Genomic DNA, 21,248 nt, shown 5'->3' with positions numbered 1-21,248 from the left:
CTCACGCCTTCCCCACGCCGGGCAGGCCGACCGACTGCACGGCCGCACCGAGCCCGGACAGCGATGCGGTGACCTGGTCGTCGTGCTGCTCGTACGCGGAGAGCACCGTGCCGGTGATCTTCTCGGCGAAGTCGATCGCCTCCCGGGCCCGGCTCACCAGGCTGCGCATCTCCGCCATCGCCAGGAAGTGGTTCTCCCACAACGAATGGGCCTCGCCGAACTCGCCGAGCCGCAGCTCGCGCTCGGTGAGCGAGTCGAGCTGCCCGGCCGGCCGGTCCATCCCGGACAGCTGGGTGGCGAGTTCACCGGCGAACTCCACCAGCGACCGCAGGTGGACCGCGAACGACTCGTTGCTGGACATGGACATCCCTTTCCGCACGTCGATGCGACCGCGCACTGCCGACGTCGCCCCGCTCCGGGATCGCGCACTCGCCTCTCCCACGACCCCGGAGCGGGGCCCTGCCCGCCCGAAAGCTGTTCTACAAGCGGCGTAGCCGCCTGCGGTGCGGGACTAGCTCGCACCGCCGCGCAAACCGACTCTGCAACCGCTGCTCAAGAGGTCGTTCCAGAACGGCTCCGTCAGGCTCAGCCGAAGGCGCCCGGTGCCTGCCACCGGGCGATTTCGCGCGAAATCGCCACCCTCCGTCCCGGACAGCGACGTCCCACGCGTGCCTGCGCACCATTTCAGAAACGCTGCTACCCGCCCTGCTGGAACTTGCCGGCCAGGGCCGAGTCCAGGGCCGCGCCGTCCATCGCCGAACGGCTCAGCAGCGAGCCGAGGTTGTTGATGATCTGCGTCATCTCGCCCAGCGCACCGCGGAGGTTGGCCTCGGCGGTCCGCGCGTCGGAACCCGACTGGCTGCCGGACTGGTACCACGTTTCCCGCACCGGGCCCAGCGCCGTGTCCAGCTCCCCGAGCGCGTTGCCGATCGCGCCGGAGTACCGGACCAGCGCGCCGCCCGCGTTGTCCACCGCGCCGAAGTTCATCGCGACGGTGTCACTCGACGGTCCACCCGCGTAGATCATGTCTGCTCCTTCCCGGACTGGTCCGTGCGCGTCAGCCGTTGAGGCCGGCGATGATGCCGCCCGAGTGCACGGCCGCGGTCGTCTGGTTGATCTGCGCGCTCTGCTGCTCGGAGAAGCCCGCGTGCTGGTTCATGACCTCGTTGAACTTCGTCGCGATGACCGTCAACGCGTTCTGCGCCAGCTGGATCTTGTCGTTGAGCAGCATCTTGTTCTGGTCGAAGGCCAGCCGGGCCGCGCCGTTGAAGTTCTGCGTCGCGCCGACCAGACCCTCCACCTCCGCGTTGAGCTTGGCCATCATCTCGCGGATCCGCGTAGCCGTGTCGTCGAAGTCGCCGGCCGCCTTGGTCATGATCGCCCGATCGACGACGACACCCTGGGGTGTGCTCATGTGCATCGCCTCCTTTCGCCACCAGACATTAATTGCGTTCGGCGCGGTCGCCCACGGCAGAACTCACGTCGTCACCGACGGCACTTTTGCCCGCATCGAACGGAGTCCAGGCCACCTGGACCAGTTCGTGCCCGGCGCGGCGGCGCACCAGGACCCCGCGCCCGGGCGGCTGCTTGCGCGGCCGGACGTCGCCGAGCAGGGCGCCTTCGTCCCGGCTGCCCGACATCACCAGGCCTGGCGAGCCGAGCTCCCTGATGCGCTGGATCACCGGGTCGAACATGGCGCGCGCCGCGCCGCCGCTGCCGCGCGCGAGTACTAGGTGCAGGCCGATGTCGCGGGCGTGCGGCAGGAGATCCAGCAGCGGCAGCAGCGGGTGCGAGACCTTGCCCGGCGAGGCGACGAGCTCGTAGTCGTCGATGAGCAGGAACAGTTCGCGGCCCTGCCACCAGTCGCGGCGGCGGAGCTGTTCGGGCGTGATGTCCGGTCCCGGCAGGCGTTCTCGCATGGCCTGGGCGACCTGGGCGACGACGTCGTCGAGCACCGGCTCGGAACCGGCGTAGCTGAGCAGGTGTTCCTCGGCGACCGCGCCGAGGAGACCGCGCCGGTAGTCCACCGCGATGATCCGCGCCTCGGCCCGCGTGTAGCGGTCGGCGATTCCGTGCGCGATGGTGCGCAGCAACGCGGTTTTCCCGCTCTCCACGTCGGCGAACGCGATGAAGTGCGGTTCCTTGCCGAAGTCGAGGAACACCGGCCCGAGGTCGGATTCCGCCACGCCCAGCGGGATCGCGCGGCCGGGCGGCGCGCCGAGCCGGTCGACGGTGATCTCGCGCGGCAGCAGCCGCACGCGCGGTGCGGGCGGGCCCGGCCAGGCCCGGGAGACTCGGGCGACGAGATCGGCGGTGCCCGTGCCCAGCGTTTCGGCGCGCTGGTCACCGTCCACTCTGGGCAGTGCGCCCAGCATGTGGAGGCGTTCCGGCGTGATGCCCCGGCCGGGCGCTCCGGCGGGCACGTTCTGCGCGGCGCGGCGATCGATCATCGAGTCGCTCGGGTCGCCGAGCCGCAGTTCGACGCGGGTGCCCATGCTGTCGCGCAGCGGCGTCGGCATGCTCAGCCACCAGGTGGTGGAGATGATCACGTGGATGCCGAAGCCGAGCCCGCGGGTGGCGAGCTTGACCAGCGAGTCCTCCAAGGAGGAGAACTCCTGGCGCACCGTCGCCCAGTCGTCGACGACGACGAAGACGTCGCCGAATTCGCGTTGTCCCCCGGTGCTTTCGGTGAACTCCGCACGGCGCTGCCGGAAGGTCTGGATGGAATCGATGCCGTTCTCGGCGAAGAACGCCTCTCGCTGCTCCAGCAGGGTCGTGGCCTCCGCGACGATGCGCCGGCAGCGCTCCTCGTCCCGCCGCAGGGCGTGGCCGCTGACGTGCGGCAGCCCGGCGATCGAGCCGAGCGCGCCGCCGCCCATGTCCAGCAGGAAGAACTGCACCTCCGCCGGTGTGTGGGTGAGGGCTAGCGAGGAGATGACGCCGCGCAGGAAGGTGCTCTTGCCGCTCTGCGGCGCGCCGATGAGCAGGAGGTTGCCCGCCGCGCCGGAGAAGTCCACCCACAGCTGGTCTCGGCGCTGCTCGAAGGGTTTGTCCACTGTGGCCACCGGGAAGGCCAGGTTCGCGTTCCAGCCCTGCGGGCGCAGGCCGTGCTCCGGGTCGGGCTCCAGCGGCGGCAGGAGCTGGTCGAGGGTCGGCGGCTCGTCCAGCGGCGGGAGCCAGATCGGGTGCGCGGCCGGGCCCTTGCCGATGAGCCTGGACACCATCGCGCCCATGATCGTCTCGCCGGTGCTCTCCCCCTGCTCCGGCGCCGCGGGCCGCTCGGGCACCGGTTCCGGGTCCACGATCTTGTTCAGCCCGAACGGGATCACCCGTCGTCCCGGGGCCGGCGCCGGGGCCGAACCGGCGGCCCGGGGCGCGAGTTCCCCGGAGACGTAGGCGGCCTTGAGCCGCCGCAGCGTGTCGGTGTCGCTCTTCAGGTAGCCCGAGCCCGGCACGGCGGGCAGGTGGTAGGCGTCGGGCACGCCGAGCACGGTCCGGCTCTCCGACGCCGAGAACGTGCGCAGCCCGATCCGGTAGGACAGGTGCGCGTCCAGCCCGCGCAGGCGGCCCTCCTCCAGCCGCTGTGACGCCAGCAGCAGGTGCACCGACAGGCTCCGGCCAAGCCTGCCGATCATCACGAACAGGTCGATGAACTCCGGCCTGCTGGACAGCAGCTCGCTGAACTCGTCGATGATCACCAGCAGCGCGGGCAGCGGCGCGAGGTCGGCGCCCGATTCGCGGGCCTGCTCGTAATCCCGCACCGACGCGTAGTTCCCCGCGGCGCGCAGCAACTCCTGGCGGCGCACCAGTTCCCCGTTGATCGCGTCGGCCATCCGGTCGACGAGGGCGAGGTCGTCGGAGAGGTTGGTGATCACCGCGCAGGTGTGCGGCAGCTCGCTCATCCCGGCGAACGTCGCCCCGCCCTTGAAGTCGATCAGCGCCAGGTTCACCGCCTCCGACGAGTGCGTCACGGCGAGCCCGGTGACCAGGGTGCGCAGCAGCTCGCTCTTGCCGGAGCCGGTCGCGCCGATCACCAGCCCGTGCGGTCCCATCCCGCCCTCGGCGGACTCCTTGATGTCCAGTTCCACCGGCAGCCCGTCGGGATCGAGCCCGAGCGGGACGCGCAGCCGCTCGCGGGCGGCACGAGGACGCCAGGTGACCGCCGGGTCGGTGTCCCGCGGATCGCCGATGCCGAGCAGGTCGGCCAGCCCGAAGGTGGTGGACAGCGGCGTCTCGGCGCCGGCGGTGCCCGGGGAGTGCCACGGGGCCATCGTCCTGGCCAGCGTCTCGGCGGCGGTGGTGCTCAACCGGTCCGGCTCGCCGATGTATCGGAAGCCGACCTCGTCGTCGCGGCCGACCAGCATGCCCATGAAACCGCCGGAGACGTGCAGGAACAGGGCGTTCGCCCGCGATTCGGCGGGCGGCAGCCCGGACAGCTCGATCACGGTGACGCCCTGCCGCTCGGCATCCGGCGGCACCCGGCCGCCGTCGGCGATCACCACGACGTGCGGCCGGTCGGCGTCCGCCTGCCTGCCGAAGGCCGCGCGCTCGCCGAAGTCGTCGCCGAGCAGCTCCGCGAGCGCGCCCATGTCACCGGCCGCCAGCCGGGCCGGCCCCGCCGCGTCGGGATCGGTGTCGTCCTGGGCGTGCGGCAGCCACTTCACCCAGTCCCAGTCGGCCCACCGCCGCGGCCCCAGGCACAGCGCGATCCGCAGGTCGTTCGGGGACTGGAAGGTGACGGCCTGGGCGAGCACCGCGCGCACCAGCTCGATGACCTCGTCGCGCTGCCCGCTGACGCCGATCCGGGCGTAGCCGCGCAGCGCGATGGCCACCGGCAGGTCGGCCACCGTCGAGTAGGTGCGGATGAAATGCCGCAGCGCGGTGGAGGAAACCGGGTCGAGGTCCTCCAGCGGCGCGGTCTGCGGGGCGCGCAGCGGGGTGGCCAGCTGCTGGGGCCCGCGGCCGATGCGCACCTGCCCGAAGTGCGGGTCGCGCCTGCGCCGCTCCCAGCGCCGCGGGGTCGGCACGAGGGTCCACAGGTCTTCCGGTTCGGGCTGGGCGAACAGCAGCGCGGCGCGCTGCGCCTCGGCGGTCTCGCGCACCTGCTTGCGCAGCCCGGCGAGGTAGCGCTGGTAGTCGCGGCGCTCCTCGTTGATCTTCGCCTTGGTGGACTGCCGCCCGCCGGCCAGCGACATCGTGATCATGCCGATCATCACGACCAGGAACAGGCCGCCGAAGAGGTAGGTCATCGGGCCGCCGGATCGTCCGATGTAGACGAACGACATGGCGCCCATGCCCAGCATCATCGGCACCATGAACAGCAGCTGCATCCAGGACTGGCCGCCCTTGACCAGGCTGGGCGGCGCCTGCAGCACGATCTCGCCGCCGTGCTGCTCCGGCGCGCGCCCGGGGCGCAGCGCTGGTTGGGTCCGCATCGGTTCTACTCCCCGGGCTCGGAACGCGTGCCGGTCCCGAGTGTGGTCATCTCCGCCGCTGCGCAGGTGGGTACTTTTGCCGTCCACCTGAGATCCCGGCGGACCTACGCTCGCGGGGAATGGAGGTGCGGGATGGACACCAGTCAGGTCACCGCGATCATCAGGGCGGGGCTGTCGTTGCTGGCCCAGACGATCAGCGACGTCACCGGCGACCCGGGAGAGCTGCGGTCCAAGGCGCGGGACTGCGCGGTGTGCGCCGAGCAGGTGGGGGCCGCCGCGTCGGCGACCGGGCGGATCGTGACCCAGCTGGGCGAGACCTGGAACGGCCGGGGCTACGACGCCTGCCGGCAGACGTCCGACAACTTCGTCGACCAGCTCAACAACGCCCTGAAAGTGGCGCTGGAGAGGGAAAGCCAGCGGCTCACCGCCGCCTCGGACGCGCTGGTGAAGGCGCGCAACACCGCGCAGGCGCAGAAGAAGGGCTTCTTCGAGACGGCGATGGACATCGTGCAGCGGATGATGGACGCCATCAGGGCGGCGCATTCGATGTCCTCGCCGTGGCGCGAGGCGGCCATCGCGCTGGCCATCATGAACGCGGTCGTGCAGGCGCTCCAGGCGAAGTCCCAGGCCGAGGCGGATGCCGAGCAGACCAGGAACGAGCTCAGCCAGACACTGTCCACCTTGTTCGCCGACAGCGGCGCACCCGCCGCGGTGGCCGCCTGAACCGAACGGGACATCGCCGATGAACGCGCTGCACGCCCACCAGGACCAGGACGGCCCGCCGGAGCTCGCCGAGCTGATGCGGCGGTTGCAGGACCAGCAGGCGGAGATCGACCGGGCCCGGCAGGACGTCGACGCCACCCTCGTCTCCGGCTGCTCCCGGGACAACGAGGTGACCGTCACCGTGCGGGGCACCGGCAGGTTCACCGAGGTCTCGATCGACCCCGAGGCACTGCGCCGGTACGACGTCCGCGATATCGGCGCGATCGTGGTGGAAGCCGCCAACGACGCGCTGGACCGGCTGGCGCAGCACGCGGCGCGGCGGCTCGCGCCGGCGCTCGACGCCGCCGACGAGTGGACGTGATGTCCACTCCGCGCCGGGTGACCGTGGTGGCCCCGGGCTCCAGGATCGATGTCGCGCTGCCGTTGGAGTGCACGGTGGCGGAGCTGATCCCGCAGCTCGTCCGGCTCACCGGGGTGCCGAGCCGCCCGGAGCAGCACCCCGGCTGGGTGCTCGCCCGCATCGGCGGCTCGGCGCTGGCACCCGGCCTCACGGTGTCGGCGACCCTGGTGCAGGACGGCGAGATCCTCTGCCTGAATCCCCGCCCGAGGCAGGAGATCCCGCTGGTCTTCGACGACACCATCGACGCGATCGCCGGTGCCGCGCAGACCCGCTCCGGGCCGTGGCGGCCGAGGGCCGGGCGGAACCTGAGCCTCTTCGCCGCCGCGGCGTTGTTCGTCGGTGCCACCGTTTTCGCGGCCGCGGCGCTGGCCGGCGGCCCGGCGGCGCCGATCGGGTGCGCGGTGATCGCCGTGGCGCTGGCGGTCGCGGGCGGCGCCCTGTCCCGGGCCCGGGGCGACCTGGATTCCGGCAGCGCGACCGCGGGTGCGGGCGTGGTCGCGGCGCTGCTGGCGGGGATCACGGCCCTTCCGCCGCACCTGCCCTGGCCGGTCGAGGTGGGGTCGTTCGCCGCGGGTCTGGGCGCGGTGGCGCTGTACGCGACGGCGGCGGCGATGCTGGTCCACCGGTTCACCGTGTTCGCGCCGATCGTCGCGGCCTCGGCGCTCGGCGCGCTGATCACCGCGAGCGTGCCGCTGTTCGACCTGCCGGGCACCTCGGTCGCGGCGGTCTCGGTTGCGCTGACGGCGGCGCTCACCGCCGCCGCACCGATGATCGCACTGCGCCTGGCCAAGCTGCCGATGCCCCGGGTGCCCGCTGACATGGACTCGTTCCGCGCCGACGAACAACCCACGCTCGACTCGTCCGTGCTCGGCCCGACGACGACCGCGACCGACGTCCTCACCGGCCTGGTCACGGCGCTCGGCCTGGTGACGGCCGGAGGCTGCCTCGTGCTGCTCGGCGACCCGTCGCCGTGGGCGGCGGTGCTGGTGGGGCTCGCGGCCACCGCGTGGCTGCTGCGCTCGCGCTCCTACGCGGGCACCGCTGAGCGAGCGGCAGTGATCGTCATCGGCCTGTTCCTGCTGATCGGCCTGAGCGCGCGACTGCTGTCCACACTGGACTACTACTGGACGCTCGCGGTCGCCGCGTTCGCCGTCGTGGCGGGAGCGGGCTGCCTGCACTACGCCGCGCGCAACCCGGCGAGCCCGCCGTCCCCGCTCCGCGCCCGCTGGCTGGACATCCTCGAATACCTGGTGCTGATCGCGCTGATCCCCACGGCGGCAGCGGTCCTGGACCTCTACAACACGATCCGCGACGCGGTCGGCTGAACCCCCTGGCCAACCCACGTTCCGGCAGCCGTCCGCCGGTAGTCCCGCAATTTCAATGGAAATCGAAGGTCCGATTTCCATTGAAATTGCGGGATGACGGCCGAGGGCATGGGCCGCTGGACCAGCCGATCCTGATCGGCGTGCTGTTCGGCGGCCCGTGGTGGTGGGGACCGCTTTGGTACGTCTGGGCCCTGGCGGGAGTCGTGCTGGTCGCCCGCGCGCAGATCTACCTGGCGCGTCCGCTCGGGCTGTTCGTCGTGCTCATCGGCGTGATGGTCGCCCCGACGTTGCCCAGCCCGGACGGATTCGCCTGGCTCCCGGCGATGCTGCTGCTGAAGCTCGTCCTCGCGCACGCCGTCCCCGAAGAGCCGTACGGCCGCAACCTCAGTCGACCTTGATGAGGGTGACCTTCATGGACGGCCGGTAGGTCGTTCCGTCGTCGGTGCGTTCGTGCAGGACGGTCTGGACGCGGTGGCCGACGCTGAACTCCACCGTGGCACGGGTGGTTTCGCCCTGGTAGGTCCACGTGTCGCCGCGCGCGACCAGGCCGCTGACGACCACGTTCCCCTGGCTGTCGAAGAAGTGCGAGGTGTAGGTCCCGCTCGTTTCGTCGTAGCCGATGATCTCGGTGCCGCCGACGCCGGTCTCGCCGATGCGCCCGTACGCCGTGTGGAGGAGGAAGAAGCCGCCGGGAGCCCACTCGTACACGTCGGAGGTCGTGATCGCCGGCCCGGGGGTTCCGTCGTCGTTGATCACGTGGCCTTCGTTGATCCACCTGCCCACCCAGGCGCCGAGCGCGTCGTGCTGCGGGCCGCGCGTTCGCCCCGGCCCGTCGGCGTGCTCCTCACCCCGGTTGACCGCCACTACTCGCGATGTCTTCTCGGTCATGTCTGCTCCTTGCGGTTTCCCAGGCAGCGGGAAGCCCAAACGGGCCCTCCCGGCGAGTGGACCGTGGTATTTTCCCCGCGATCTGCAACAGGGAGTACTGCGGAATGGCACACGAGTCCGTCGAGATCGACACATCCGTGCCGCACTCGGCGCGGATGTGGAACTACTGGCTCGGCGGCAAGGACAACTACGCCGTCGACCGCGCGGCCGGCGACGATTTCCGGGCCCTGTTCCCCGGAATCGACTTCGCGGCGCGCGCCGGGCGGGCGTTCCTGGCGCGCGCCGTGCGGCACCTGGTCGTCGAGGCCGGGGTGCGCCAGTTCCTCGACATCGGCACCGGCCTGCCCACCGCCGACAACACCCACGAGGTCGCGCAGCGGCACGCCCCCGAGTGCCGGATCGTCTACGTCGACAACGATCCGCTGGTGCTGGCCCACGCCCGGGCGCTGCTGACCGGCACCCGCGAGGGCGCCACCGACTACGTCCACGCCGACATCCGCGACCCGGAGATCATCCTGGCGTGCGCCGCCGACACGCTGGACCTGGACCGCCCGGTCGCGCTGGTGCTGTTCGGCATCCTGGGCCTGGTCCCGGACGAGGACGATCCATGGTCCCTGGTCCACCGGCTGCTGGGGGCGCTGCCGCCGGGCAGCTACCTCGCGCTGTTCGACAGCCCGGACACCGATCCGGCGCTGCTGGCCGCCCGGCGCAAGCAGGCCGATGCCGGAGCGATCCCCTACCACAGCCGGAGCCCCGAGCAGATCGCCGCGTACTTCGACGGCCTGGAGCTCCTCGAACCGGGGCTGGTGCCCTGCACCCGCTGGCGCCCCGACGAGCCACCGGCCGATTCCCCGGCCGACCTGTCCACGCTCGGCGGCATCGGTCGCAAACCCTGACCGTCCGGCGGCATCAGCACGCGTACCGCCAGAAGTCCCGCATCCACTCGGGCGGGACCGGGCCGTCCATCGCGACCTGGGCGTACAGGACGGCCACCGCGCCGGTGGACGGGACGATGTGCGCCGAGGTCCCGGTCCCGCCGACCCAGCCGTAGCGCCCCGGCACGTTCCACGGGTCGATGGCCGCGATGTCGACCGCGCCGCCGAAGCCCCAGCCCTGGCCTTCCAGGAACACCTCGCCGGTCTCGCGCTGGGCCGCGGTGGTGTGGTCGGTGGTCATCATGCGCACCGAATCGGCCGACAGCAGTCTGCGACCGTCGGCGGTGGTGCCGCCGGCCAGCAGCATCCGGCCGAAGGCGAGCCAGTCGTCGACGGTCCCGACCAGCCCGCCGGAACCCAGCGGGAAAGCGGGCGGGGTGCTCCACTGCCCGTCGGGGCCGTCGGCGAGCTCCAGCCCGGCGGGGTCGCTTCGGTAGTAGCTGGTGAACCGCGCCCGCTTCTCGGCAGGCACCACGAACCCGGAGTCGGCCATGCCCAGCGGCGCGAACACCCGCTCCGCCAGGAAGTCCGGCAGCGAGCGGCCGGAGACGCGGGCGATCAGCACGCCCTGCAGGGCCGAGCAGGTGTCGTACAGCCATGCCTCGCCCGGCTGGTGCAGCAGCGGAACCCGGGACAGCTCGGCCATCCACTCGTCCGTCGCCGGGAAGCTCTGCGGCTCGCGACCGTCCCGCTGCACCGAGAACAGGCGCTGGACCGCAGGCAGCTCGAAGTCGGACGCGAAGCCATAGCCCGCCGTGGAGCTGAGCAGGTCGGACACCGTGATCGGCCGGGCCGCCGGCACCACGTCGTCCACCTCGCTGCCGGGCGTCCGGACGACGGACGGCTCCGCCAGTTCCGGCAGCCACTCCCGGACCGGGTCGTGCAACCCGATCCGCCCCTCCTCGACCAGCATCAGCACAGCCGCGGCGACGACGGTCTTGGTGACCGAGGCGATGCGGAAGATCGAGTCCCGCGCCATCGGTGCGCCGCCGACGGCGAGGGAGCCGACGGCGGCCACCTCGACCCGGTCGCCGTGAGCCACGAGGCCCACCGCCCCCGGCACCGATCCGTCGTCGACGTGCTTCCGCAGGATGTCGTGCAGGTCTGGCATCGTCCACCTTCTGCTCGTGAGGTCTGAGTAGGTAGACGACCGGAGCAGCCGGAACTCATCGGTCGCGCGACCGTCCGATCCGGATCGCGCAGCCGCCGGAGCGGCATGAAGGCGCTGCACCCGGCGACCACATCAAGAAACGGGATTGCCGGCGCCGCATTCCCTGTCATCCTCGCTGAGGTCACTGTCAATTCGTTGTCGAAGAACTCACGGATCATCCGGAGGTCACCGACCGTGCCCGCACAGTCCATCCGCGACATCGTGAACCCCCTGCTCACCCTCGATCCCGACACGAGCGACAACTCCGACCTCGAGATCTTGCGCGATCTCGTCGGCGAGGCCCGTGTGGTCTGCCTCGGGGAAAGTGCGCACTTCGCCTCCGAGTTCGTCCGGCTACGCGACCGAATCGCGCGTTACCTGGTTCGCGAACTCGGGTTCTCCGCGTTCGTGCTGGAGTCCGGCCTGCCGGAAGGCCTGGCGGTCGACGAGTGGGTGCGCGGCGGGTCACGCAGTCTCGCGACGATCGCCCGCCGTGGGATCACCTATGCCTTCGGCCGGTGCGAGGAAATGCATGCCCAGCTGCAGTGGATGCGCGACTGGAACGCCACGCACAGCCATCAAGTGAGGTTCTATGGCATGGACGTGCCCGGCTGGTGCGCCAATCCAGCATCCGGGGTGGCCGCGTGCCTGGACCGGCTGGCCCCACAGCCCGGGGACCGGGAGCTGCTGGCCGCCGCCGATCTCGGTGACCCCACACGCGCGGCCTCCGCAGACGGGTCGGACACGCCCGACGTTCCTGCAGAGCTCTCTCGCGGCATCACCGAGCTCGTGGCACGAGCGGCCGCAGCAGACGACGAGATCGCACTCCGGTGCGCCCACGGAGCCCAGCGCGTGGTCGAGTTCCTCCAGCACGGGCTCTACCCGGAGCCAGGGCGCAACCTGCGCAACGAGGTCATGTCCGACAATCTCCACTGGATCCTCGGCCGCGAGGAGCGGGTGATCGTCGGCGCCCACAACGTGCACCTGCAACGCACCCCCTCCTTCGACGGCACCGAACCCATCGGAAGCCTGTTAGCCCCCGTTCTGGGCCAAGAGCTCGTCGTAATCGGGACCACCCGCGGCGCCGGGATCGTGCCCGGCCTCGACCTCGACGCCACCCCCGCCCGGCGCTACGCCACCCCGGCTGGTGAATTCAGCGCCCCCGCCCACTCCCTCGATGCACTGCTGGACGCCGTCGGCCTCCCGCACCACCTCGTGGATCTGCGTCACGCGCCACCGGAACTCCTTGCCGGAGCCACAGCGATGTCCGGACAAGCCCAGCTGATCGACCTCGACCCCGAGCAAGCCTTCGACGCCGTCGTGCACATCCACCAGATCACCCCGGTCCACGGGGTAACCGACCAGGAGGCCGACGAACCGCTCGGCCAGGCTCCGACCTACGAATAGGTGCTCGGCGAATACATGACGTCGCCGGCCCGGAGATGAGTTTCTCGGGCGGGTGGAGTCTGTACGGTTGGGCCACCGGCAGGTCGCGGGTCCGGACCGCATGCCACCACCGAGATGGAAAGAGACCGACATGGGCGAGATCCACGTGCACGAGTTCGTCAGCCTGGACGGCGTGTTCGAGAGCCCGAGCTGGACCGCCGAATACGGCTTCACCGAGGGCATGGCCCGCGCGATCGGCGGCCTGACGGAGGCCAGCGGCGCGATCCTGTTGGGTCGCAACACTTTCGAGATGTTCGCCCCGGCCTGGTCCGGGCGGACCGCCGAAGACGACCCGGGTGCGCCGTTCTTCAACGACACCCCGAAGCACGTGGTGTCGTCCACCCTGACCACGGCCGACATCTGGAACAACTCGACGGTGTTCGGGGCCTACGACGCGCAGGCGATCCAGAAGCTGAAGGACGACGTCGACGGCAACATCTACATCAGCGGAAGCGGCCGACTGGTGCGCGCCCTGCTGGCCGACGGCCTGGTCGACGGTCTGCACCTGCTGGTCTACCCGCTCGTCCTCGGTTCCGGGCAGAAGCTGTTCCCGGAAGGCACCGCGCGCCTCCCGCTGAGCCTGACCGGCCAGGAGGTCTTCGAGAACGGCGTGGTCCACCTGACCTACGGCCCCGCGAAGTCCTGAGCCGCCACTCCGAGGCGCGACAGCAGCCCAGGGTGAGGTGAACGGACCGTTCACGTCAATAGACGACACGAACGGGCCGTTCACCCTCACCTGCCCCGCACCAACGCACACCACCAACACGAGGTGAACGGACCGTTCACGTCAATAGACGATGCGAACGGGCCGTTCACCCATCGCTGTGCTCTGCGGATGTGAGGCCCGGCGAAGGGTTCCGCGGGTTTCGGCTCGCGGGCGGTCAGTCGCGGAGGGCTCCGGTGTCGATCACCAGGTCCCGGATTCGTTCCAGCGCTCCTTGGGTGACCGCGCGGTCGCCGAGTTCCGCGAAGCGGACGTCCGGGCAGGCCGGCACGCGCCGGGCCAGCTCGGACCGGATGCCGACCAGGCCGGGCTCGCCGAGTTCGGTGGCCGCGCCGCCGACCAGCACCAGCGCCGGGTCCACGGTCAGCGACAGCACCACCGCCAGGTGGGTCCACGCCGCGACCACCTCGGTCAGCCTGCCCCGGTCGGCGAGCGCCCGCACCGGTTCCGCGGTGCCGATCTCGTCGGCCAGCCCGCCCAGCCCGTAGCGCTGCTCCACTGTGGAGTCCCCGGCCCGCTCGCGCAGAGGCAGGAGGCCGATCTCGCCGCTGGCGCCGTGCGCGCCCGGCAGCACTCGCCCGCCGAGCATGATGCTCGCCCCGATGAACCGTCCGATGTAGAGCAACACCACATCGTCGGCGCCGCGGGCCGCGCCGTGCACCCGTTCGCCGGTGAGCATCAGGTTGACGTCGTTGTCCACCAGCACGCAGTCGCCGAACCCGCCCTCGAGCACTTCGCCCAGCGCCTCCGGGCCGGTCCAGCCCAGGTCCGGCGCGGTGCCGACGACCCCGGTGCCCGGCGCCACCACGCCCGGCACCGCGACCGCCACGCCGCACACGTCGGAGGCGGCCAAACCGTTCGCGCGGCACAGCGCGACCAGCTCGTCGACCAGCCATTCCGGCTCCATCCGGTCGCCCTCGTAGCCGGCGTGCCGGTGCGCCACCACGGTGCCGGTGAGGTCGGCCAGCGCCAGCTCCGCCCGGCCGCGGGCGAGCCGGGCCAGCAGCACCCAGCGGCTTCGCGGCCGGATCGCCAGCAGCACCGGGCGGCGGCCGCCGGTGGAGCCGGCCGCGCCGATCTCGTGCACCGCTTCGTCCGCCAGCAGGTCCCGGACCAGCCTGGTGATCACCGGCTGACTGATCCCGGTCAGCTCGGCCAGGTCGGTGCGGGACAGCGGGCGCTCGCGCAGCTGCCGGAGCACCGCCGCGCGGCCGTCCCGCCGCCCGCGCGGGGTCTTGCCTGGTGAGGTCCGCCGATCCTCGGCGAGCGTTCTGGTCACGGGCCGCCTCGACTTTCTTTCTGTCGAAATGAAAGTCTAGCCCGCGACACCGCCGGATCCAAGGCCACACAGGCCGACAGGGCGCCCGTGTGCACTTTCTGTTGCCATGACAGTTGCCATGGCGACACAAAGTGCACACGGACCTGGCGAGCGGCCCTGCCGGACGGACCGGCAGGGCCGCCGCATCAGCCCTCGACGGGCGCGGTGCGGGCGAGCGTGGCGCCACCCGACTCGTAGGACAGCAGCACGCGATCAGCCGCACCGACGGGCAGCCGCACCGTGGTCGCGCCCTTCGGCAGCTCGCGGCTCACCTGCCCGGTGACCTGCTCGCCGTCCCAGCCGAACAGCCGGACCATGCCCGCGACGTTCGCGGTGAGCTCGACGTCCACTGTCGTCGCGTCCACCCGGCGCACCGAGCGGATCTGCGCCGCGTCCGCTGCCAGACCCGGCGCCCCGGACAGCGGAATTCCGTCCACACTGGACTGCAGGATGCTCAGCGGCGAATCCACGCTCCGGGCCGCGGTGTCCGGCAGCACCGGCTCCTTCGGCCGGGCGGCCGGCGGCTGGTAGCCGGGCAGCTCGGCCAGGCCCCATCGGTACGGGTCGCCGCGCACGCCCTTCCAGGTCGACCAGCCGACCCGGGTCTGCGTGGTCTTGTCCTGGGTGTCCGAGTCGTAGATCAGCACGTTCAGGCCCATGCGCGCCGGGTCGACGGCGTCCGGCAGCACCGAGAACGGGATCTTCGCCTCGACCGAGTAGCCGCCGTAGGGCTCGGTGAGCTTCGACGCCACCTGCATGCCGGGCGCGGTCTCCTGCCCCGGGCCCTGGTGGTTGTCCGCGTCCCGCTCGAAGCACGGCGGGTTGCCGTGCTCGGGATCGTTGGTGATCGGGAAGATCCCGGACTTGAACGCGGTGGCGGTGTTCTCCGACCTGCCCGCCGGGTCGATGGTGATCTCCACCGAATCCGTGCGGCGGTGCCGCTTGCAGTCGTTCGGCTCGATGACGGTGCCGAGGACGTCGTCGGTCACGTGCACCAGCACGTACAGCGCGTCGTCGGTGAAGGTCACCTTCGCGGTCCCGGAGATGTCGTCCGCCGGGGCCGGGGTTCCTTCCCACAGCGAGGACAGGTCCAGCTCCGGGCCGGTGTACTCGTCATCGCCCGCCACGCCGTCGACGGCCGGGGCGGACTGCGCCTTCGGGATCGTGGTCACCGGGACCAGCTCCAGCGCCGCCGCCTCGGTTCCGGCCCCATGCGTCGAGGTGGTGTCGATGGTGATCGGGTAGTCGCCGTCGTTGGGCGCGCGGTTGGACGTGGGCAGGCTCGGGTCGGTGTTGGTCACCTCGAAGGTCACCGAACCGGCGGCGGCGGGCGCCAGGGCCGAGTACTCCTTCGCCGCGGCGTCCGCGCGGAAACCGTCGGGCAGGTTCAGCCGCACCGTGCCGCTTTCCGGGGTCTCGCCGCGGTTGACGAGGTCGACCCGCACCGAGCGGGACTGCCCGCTGCCCAGCGTCAGCACCGGCTTGTTCAGGCTGTCCAGCTGCGGCGCGCCGATGTTTCCGGCCCAGTCCCGGAACTGGCCGACCTGCGCCAGCGGCTCGATGGTGCCGCGAACGGCGGGCACGACCCGCACCACGCGCGAGGAAACCCCGCTGGTGTGGTCGGCGGTGTCCAGCCTCGCCGCCAGCCTGGAACGGGTGTTCGGCGCGGCGTCCACCGGCGGCGTCACGGTGAAGCGGACCGCCCTCTCGCGACCCGGCGGCACCGTGCCGAGCTCGCCCGAGCCGGTGACCTGCCATCCGTCCGGCACGTCCAGCCGCACCCGGCCCTGCGGGATGGCGCGGCCTGCGGCCTTGACGCGGACCGTCACCTCGAACGGCGCCCCCGGCACGACGTCGAAGCGGTCGGTCTCGACCGCGAGCTCCGTGCCCGCCGGCAGCCCACCCGAGCCGTCCAGCGCGGCGCCGTCCAGCGCGGCGGTGACCCCGGCGGCGTCCGGGCCGTAGGGGGCGCGGCTGTCGATCTCGGTGAACCAGTCGCAGCCGATCTTCGCGGGATCCGTCGGCGCGGGCGGGTTGCTCGCCCAGCCCTGGGTGCGGTACTCCCACTCCGCTTCGCGCTCCACTGTGGACCAGGGTTTTCCGCCGTTGGCGGCGGAAGGATGCCCCGCCCACACGCCGAGCACCCGGTCGGTGGGCTCGGCCGGGCGGTAGCCGGTCGCCTCGCAGTCCGGCCCGGGGTCCGCGGTGCCCCGCGCTCCCGCCTGGAAGATCCGCCCCACCCGCCAGGGGTTCAGGTCCTCGCCCGAGATCTGCTCCGGGAACGCCGCCGGGTCACCGGCTTTCAGGTACGCCTCGACGGCCAGCCGCGCCGCCTGCTGGTGGTTGCCGTGGTTCCCCGGCGTCGGCGACGGGTCCATGGTGACGATCACCTTGGGCTTGGTCGCGCGAACGACCCGAACGATCCGGGAGAGGGTGTCCTCGTGACCCCAGACCTGCTCGGTCAGCGGCGCGCTGACCGTGTAGAAGAAGTCGAGCTTGTCCAGGTTGTAGACGTGTCCGACGCCGGCCTTGCCGACCGCGCGCCGCTCTTCGCCCTCCCGGATCAGGCCCAGCGGCGGGCCTTCTTCGAAGCCGACGGCATTGCCCCCGCCCTCTCCCCGGGTCGTCGTGATGACGCCGGCCTCGACCCCGTGCTGCTCGCTCCACTGGCCGAGCGAGGACAGCGTGCCTGCCTCGTCGTCGGGGTGCGCGCCGATGAACAGCACGTCGAGTTCGACCGGGTCGGCCGGGCGCGGCACGGCGTCCGCGACCGCTCCTGAACCGAAGGCGAACACCGCGACCGCGGCAGCGATCGCCGGATACTTCCGCATTCTTCCTCCACGAAAAGCGGGACGAGACAAAAGGAACTCCCGCGCCGGAAACAATCTCCCGCAACAGAAACAAAGTTCCCCGAAAAGCCCCCGACCACGCGCTTTTCGGCCGGATTCGACCGCATCACCACATCCTCGGGACCGGGGGAACGAGGAATGCTAAGGAGAAGAAAAAGGGAAAGTCAACAGGCGACCGGAAATCTCCCGACCAATAGGATCCGACCCCGCCTCGCGGGACGGCAGTTTCAATGAGCCTTTTTCATCCTGGTCGACCCGCAGCCGCGGGCCGCAAAGCCGCACGTCGATGGGATGTCGCATGCGCCGCAGGCGCATAGCCCACCTACGACACTCGCACCGCCGCGGGTTCACCGTGCCCACCCCTCCGGGGTTCTCCCGGCGAGGACGGCCCTGACGCCGTGTATTGAACATACATCAGTCAGGGCACCCACAGACCAGGGAGCCTCTGAGGTTCCGCTACCCGCACCGCCACGCAAAACGAGGTTGGAAAAACCTCAATTGAAACTGCGAACCGACGATCCAGGTGGGCATCCGCTCTGGACGGCGGGTCGGGCCGTCCCTACAAGTGTCCACAAGGGACGTCCGAACTCACCTGCCGCGAGCGACCTGCGCGAAGCGCGTGATCCGCACCGAGAGCACCACGAGGCTTCCGGCGGCCGCGGTCGCGAGCAGCAGCATGAACGTCGGGTACAGGTACGGCACCTGGATCCAGGCGACGTCCCGGCCGCGGTAGAGCGCGCTGACGACCCGGTCGACGAACGCGAAGACCAGCAGCGGAATCGCCAGCGGCAGCAGGCGGAGCGCGGCACGAACCGCGTTCGCCCGCTTCGCCGCCCACCGCCGCGCACGCAGCACGCCGCAGGTCGCGAGCAACGCGGCACCCGCGGTCAGCACCAGGAACACGATGTCGGCCGCCACGAGCGGATCGCTGGTCACCGGCGCGGCGGTGCCCTCCACCAGGGCGATGAGCCGATCCGCGATCGCCTTGGCGTCGCCGTGGGCGAGGCCGGTGTTGGCCATGACCGCGATCCCGTACCCGGAAGCCGGCAGCAACGCCTGGTAGGCGGTGGCGGTGAACAGGTCGCCGCTGTGCGCGATGACCGGCGCTCCCGAGTCGGTCGTGCCCACCGACCAGCCGAGGGCGTAGTCGCCGGAGACCTCCGACGACGGGGTGTGCGTGGCGGCGATGGCCGAGGCCGTGGCGATGGTCGCCCCGCCAGGCCCGCGGCCCCCGTTGTTCTGCGCGATCAGCCATGCGGACATGTCGTGCGCGGAGCTGAGCACGCCGCCGGAACCGTTGCCGAAAGCGGGCGGTTCCGGCGCCGCGACGGGCGAACCGAGCACCTTCAGATGACCGTGCGCGCTCGGCGGCAGCTCGTCGGCCGTGTCGATCGTGCGACTGTCGGTCATGCCCAGCGGCGCGAAGACGTGCTCCTGGAGGTAGCCGTCGAAGGGCTGCCCGGCGACCACCTCGACCAGCCGGGCGGCGACCTGGAAGTTGGGGTTGTGGTACTCCCACCGGGTTCCGGGCTCGGCGGCCAGCTCCGCCGTGTTCATCCCGGCCACCGCCGCGCGCAGCGAATCCGGTTGCGGCCGGCTGAAGGGCGGATAGGTCGAGTCGGAGAGCCCCGAGGTCTGGTCCAGCAGTTGGCGCACGGTGATGCGGCCCGCGCGCGGGTCGGCCGTGGTGAACTCCGGCAGGTACTTGCGCACCGGCTCATCGAGGTCCACCCGGCCCGCCTCCGCCAGCTGCACCACGGCCAGCGCGGTGATCGACTTGCTCACCGAGGCCACGGCCATCGCCGTGTGCTCCGTGATCGGCTCGCCCACCGGGGTGCGGCCGTACCCGGCGGCCCGCACCACTTCGTCGCCTCGGGTGACGGCGACCGCCGCGCCCGGCAGGCCGCTGTCCCGGAGGTATTCCTCGACGACGGAGTCGATGTCGGCGGCGCCGACCGGCGGGGCGAACGCGGCGGCGACGGCGAAGGCGCCGGATGCGATGAGTGCTTTGATGATCACGCCGAGCAGTGTCGGCCGCGGATCGTCGTGTCCACATCGGACCAGGGGCCGAATTGCGGGATCGGACCGTGGTCCGATGTGGGGGCGTTCTCCTGCGGATATGGTCGTCTCGTGATCGCTCCTGGGACCGCCGCATCGCGACGACTGGTCGCACTCGACGCCGTGGTGGCGGCCGCGCTCCTGCTCGTGGCGGTGCTGCGCGCGCCCGGTGCCGCGCCCTTCGAATGGGCACTGGCGGTCGTGTTGTGCGCGCCACTGGTGGTGCGCAGGCGCTGGCCGCGAGCGGTTCTCGGCGTCGTGCTCGTGGCGGGCATGACCGCGATCGCCACCGAGGCCGCGAACGACGTCGTGCTCTTGGCGATCGCCTTCGCTCTCTACCTGGTCGGGCTGTCCAGCCCGGCACTCTCCTCGTCGCTGTCCCTGGCGGTTGCGCTGGCCGGGGTCTCGGTCGCCGGGCTGGCGGTGGTCCTGGTTCCGGGCCTGCCGCTCGTCGCGGTGCCGGAGAACGCGGAGTCCTTCGCGACCACTCCGGTGAGCGTGTCCGGTTACAGCGCGGTCGTTCTGACCGGCACCTGGGTGCTCTCGCGGACCGTTCGAGCGCGTCGCCGCCAAGCCGCCCAGCTCGCCGAGCTCCGCGCCCGGCAGGCGGCGGTCGAGGAAAGGCTGCGAATCGCCAGGGACGTGCACGACGTCGTCGGGCACAACCTCAGCCTGATCGCGATGAAAGCGGCGGTCGCCAACCACCTGGTGGACAGCCATCCCGAAGAGGGCCGGGCCGCGCTCGCGACCATCGAGCGGGTCAGCCGCGGTGCGCTGGCCGACGTCCGCGCCGTCCTCGGCGCGCTGCGCGATCCGGCCGAGGCATCGCCGGATTCCGGATTCGACGGCCTGGTCGCCAACGTCCGGGCCGCCGGTGTCGCGGTCGAGTTCGGCGAGTCCGGCCTGGCGGACGTGCCGATGGCGGTGCGGGCGTCGGCGTACCGCATCGCACAGGAAGCGCTCACGAACGTGCTTCGCCACGCCGGGGCGGCCAGCTGCCGGCTCGGCCTCAGCACCGAAGCCGGTGTCCTGACCGTGTCCGTCGTCGACGACGGGAAGCCGCCCGAGCCGCCGGGGCCGCCCGGCCAGGGCCTGCTGGGGATGCGCGAACGAGTCGCCTTGCACGGCGGGACGATCGACATCGGCCCCGAGCCCGGCGGCGGGTTCGCGGTGCGCGCCCGACTTCCGTTCGAGGTGGCCGATGGGTGAGCAACTGCGCGTGCTCCTGGCGGACGACGAAGCGCTCTTCCGGAGCACCCTCCGCCTGCTGATCGACGCCACCCCGGGGATGGCCGTGGTGGGCGAGGCGGCCACCGGAGCCGCCGCCGTGGAACTGGCGGCGGAGCGGGCGGCCGACGTCGTCGTGATGGACGTCCGGATGCCCGAGCTGGACGGGATCGACGCCACCACTCGGATCACCGCGCTGCCGCAGGTACCGAAAGTGCTGGTCCTCACCACGTTCGACCTCGACGACTACGTGTACCGGGCGCTGCACGCCGGCGCCGGCGGCTTCCTGCTCAAGGACATCCGGCCCAACCAGCTGCTCGACGCGATCCGGGTGATCGCCGCCGGCGAAGCGCTGCTCGCCCCGAGCGTCACCCGGCGGCTGATCGCCGAGTTCGCCAGCGGTCCGGCACCGCAGGCCCGGCCCCGCCGCGAGCTCAGCGGGATCACGCAGCGGGAGATGGAGGTGCTGGCGCTGATCACGCGCGGGCTGTCCAACACCGAGATCGAGCAGCACCTGCACCTCAGCCGCAGCACGGTCAAGACCCACATCGGACGGCTGATGACCAAGCTGGCCGCGCGGGACCGGGCCCAGCTGGTGATCGCCGGCTACGAGTCCGGCCTGGCCGACCAACCACGGGACGGCCGCAATTTCCATTGAGGTTTTTCCAACCTCAATTTGCGTGGCGGTGCGGGTAGCGGAACCTCAGAGGCTCCCTGGACTGTGGGTGCCCCTCCTGATGTATGTCCAATACACGGCGGAGGGGCCGTCC

General features: G+C 71.5%; 18 protein-coding genes. 9 read left to right on the top strand and 9 right to left on the bottom strand.

The window, feature by feature from the left end; genetic code table 11:
* Position 1: 1 nt before the first annotated feature.
* The 4 genes from AC07EQ_RS38335 to eccCa all read right to left on the bottom strand — a co-directional run bounded on the left by AC07EQ_RS38335 (position 2) and on the right by eccCa (position 5,435).
* A complete protein-coding gene (locus AC07EQ_RS38335; protein ID WP_132483902.1) occupies positions 2–361 on the bottom strand; it encodes a hypothetical protein in 360 nt (119 codons plus the stop codon).
* Between the two features lie 335 nt (positions 362–696).
* Positions 697–1,026, bottom strand: a complete 330-nt coding sequence (locus tag AC07EQ_RS38330; RefSeq protein ID WP_358566117.1) for a hypothetical protein — start codon at positions 1,024–1,026, stop codon at positions 697–699.
* A gap of 31 nt (positions 1,027–1,057) precedes the next feature.
* The gene (locus AC07EQ_RS38325) at positions 1,058–1,414 is read right to left on the bottom strand and encodes a WXG100 family type VII secretion target (protein ID WP_478392717.1); all 357 of its coding nucleotides are present in this window, start codon (positions 1,412–1,414) and stop codon (positions 1,058–1,060) included.
* 28 nt (positions 1,415–1,442) lie between these two features.
* Positions 1,443–5,435, bottom strand: coding sequence for a type VII secretion protein EccCa (eccCa, locus tag AC07EQ_RS38320; protein WP_478392716.1), 3,993 nt, complete (start codon positions 5,433–5,435; stop codon positions 1,443–1,445).
* Between the two features lie 132 nt (positions 5,436–5,567).
* Between eccCa and AC07EQ_RS38315 the strand changes: the two genes are divergently transcribed.
* From AC07EQ_RS38315 to AC07EQ_RS38300, 4 genes are all read left to right on the top strand, one after another.
* Positions 5,568–6,158 (top strand): hypothetical protein, encoded by a 591-nt coding sequence (locus tag AC07EQ_RS38315; protein WP_478392715.1) that lies wholly within the window; start codon positions 5,568–5,570, stop codon positions 6,156–6,158.
* A 19-nt stretch (positions 6,159–6,177) separates the two neighbouring features.
* Positions 6,178–6,519, top strand: a complete 342-nt coding sequence (locus AC07EQ_RS38310) for a YbaB/EbfC family nucleoid-associated protein (protein WP_478392714.1) — start codon at positions 6,178–6,180, stop codon at positions 6,517–6,519.
* Positions 6,519–7,883, top strand: a complete 1,365-nt coding sequence (gene eccD / locus AC07EQ_RS38305) for a type VII secretion integral membrane protein EccD (RefSeq protein ID WP_478392713.1) — start codon at positions 6,519–6,521, stop codon at positions 7,881–7,883. Before AC07EQ_RS38310 ends, eccD begins: the two co-directional genes overlap by 1 nt.
* An 80-nt stretch (positions 7,884–7,963) precedes the next feature.
* Positions 7,964–8,281, top strand: a complete 318-nt coding sequence (locus AC07EQ_RS38300; protein WP_478392712.1) for a hypothetical protein — start codon at positions 7,964–7,966, stop codon at positions 8,279–8,281.
* On the opposite strand, the gene AC07EQ_RS38295 is transcribed toward AC07EQ_RS38300, so the two are convergent.
* A complete protein-coding gene (locus AC07EQ_RS38295; RefSeq protein WP_478392711.1) occupies positions 8,268–8,771 on the bottom strand; it encodes a DUF1579 family protein in 504 nt (167 codons plus the stop codon). The two genes, AC07EQ_RS38300 and AC07EQ_RS38295, sit on opposite strands and share 14 nt — an antisense overlap.
* A gap of 104 nt (positions 8,772–8,875) precedes the next feature.
* On the opposite strand from AC07EQ_RS38295, the gene AC07EQ_RS38290 reads away from it, so the two are divergent.
* Positions 8,876–9,667 (top strand): SAM-dependent methyltransferase, encoded by a 792-nt coding sequence (locus tag AC07EQ_RS38290; protein ID WP_478392710.1) that lies wholly within the window; start codon positions 8,876–8,878, stop codon positions 9,665–9,667.
* A gap of 13 nt (positions 9,668–9,680) precedes the next feature.
* Here the strand turns inward: AC07EQ_RS38290 and AC07EQ_RS38285 are convergent, their stop codons facing one another.
* Positions 9,681–10,817, bottom strand: coding sequence for a serine hydrolase domain-containing protein (locus AC07EQ_RS38285; RefSeq protein WP_478392709.1), 1,137 nt, complete (start codon positions 10,815–10,817; stop codon positions 9,681–9,683).
* Positions 10,818–10,922: 105 nt separating this feature from the next.
* Here AC07EQ_RS38285 and AC07EQ_RS38280 point away from each other — a divergent pair, with 105 nt between their 5' ends.
* Both AC07EQ_RS38280 and AC07EQ_RS38275 read left to right on the top strand, forming a co-directional pair.
* Positions 10,923–12,263, top strand: a complete 1,341-nt coding sequence (locus tag AC07EQ_RS38280) for an erythromycin esterase family protein (RefSeq protein ID WP_478392708.1) — start codon at positions 10,923–10,925, stop codon at positions 12,261–12,263.
* A 130-nt stretch (positions 12,264–12,393) separates the two neighbouring features.
* Positions 12,394–12,948, top strand: coding sequence for a dihydrofolate reductase family protein (locus AC07EQ_RS38275; RefSeq protein ID WP_478392707.1), 555 nt, complete (start codon positions 12,394–12,396; stop codon positions 12,946–12,948).
* 235 nt (positions 12,949–13,183) lie between these two features.
* Here the strand turns inward: AC07EQ_RS38275 and AC07EQ_RS38270 are convergent, their stop codons facing one another.
* The 3 genes from AC07EQ_RS38270 to AC07EQ_RS38260 form a co-directional block, all read right to left on the bottom strand.
* On the bottom strand, positions 13,184–14,305 hold the full coding sequence (locus tag AC07EQ_RS38270) for an ROK family protein (protein WP_478392706.1): 1,122 nt from the start codon (positions 14,303–14,305) through the stop codon (positions 13,184–13,186).
* Positions 14,306–14,490: 185 nt separating this feature from the next.
* Entirely contained in the window at positions 14,491–17,175 is a 2,685-nt protein-coding gene (locus AC07EQ_RS38265) for a sugar-binding protein (RefSeq protein WP_478392705.1), read from the bottom strand.
* A gap of 606 nt (positions 17,176–17,781) precedes the next feature.
* Positions 17,782–19,212 carry a serine hydrolase domain-containing protein gene (locus AC07EQ_RS38260; RefSeq protein WP_478392704.1) on the bottom strand — a complete coding sequence of 477 codons (1,431 nt, stop codon included), beginning with the start codon at positions 19,210–19,212 and terminating at the stop codon, positions 17,782–17,784.
* 111 nt (positions 19,213–19,323) lie between these two features.
* On the opposite strand from AC07EQ_RS38260, the gene AC07EQ_RS38255 reads away from it, so the two are divergent.
* Together AC07EQ_RS38255 and AC07EQ_RS38250 are read left to right on the top strand one after the other, a co-directional pair.
* Positions 19,324–20,460 (top strand): sensor histidine kinase, encoded by a 1,137-nt coding sequence (locus AC07EQ_RS38255; protein WP_478392703.1) that lies wholly within the window; start codon positions 19,324–19,326, stop codon positions 20,458–20,460.
* Positions 20,453–21,136, top strand: a complete 684-nt coding sequence (locus AC07EQ_RS38250; RefSeq protein ID WP_478392702.1) for a response regulator — start codon at positions 20,453–20,455, stop codon at positions 21,134–21,136. Before AC07EQ_RS38255 ends, AC07EQ_RS38250 begins: the two co-directional genes overlap by 8 nt.
* Positions 21,137–21,248: the final 112 nt, after the last annotated feature.

This window comes from Saccharopolyspora sp. NPDC045839, from assembly GCF_056431645.1.
This window is presented reverse-complemented; position numbering and strand designations above follow the sequence as displayed.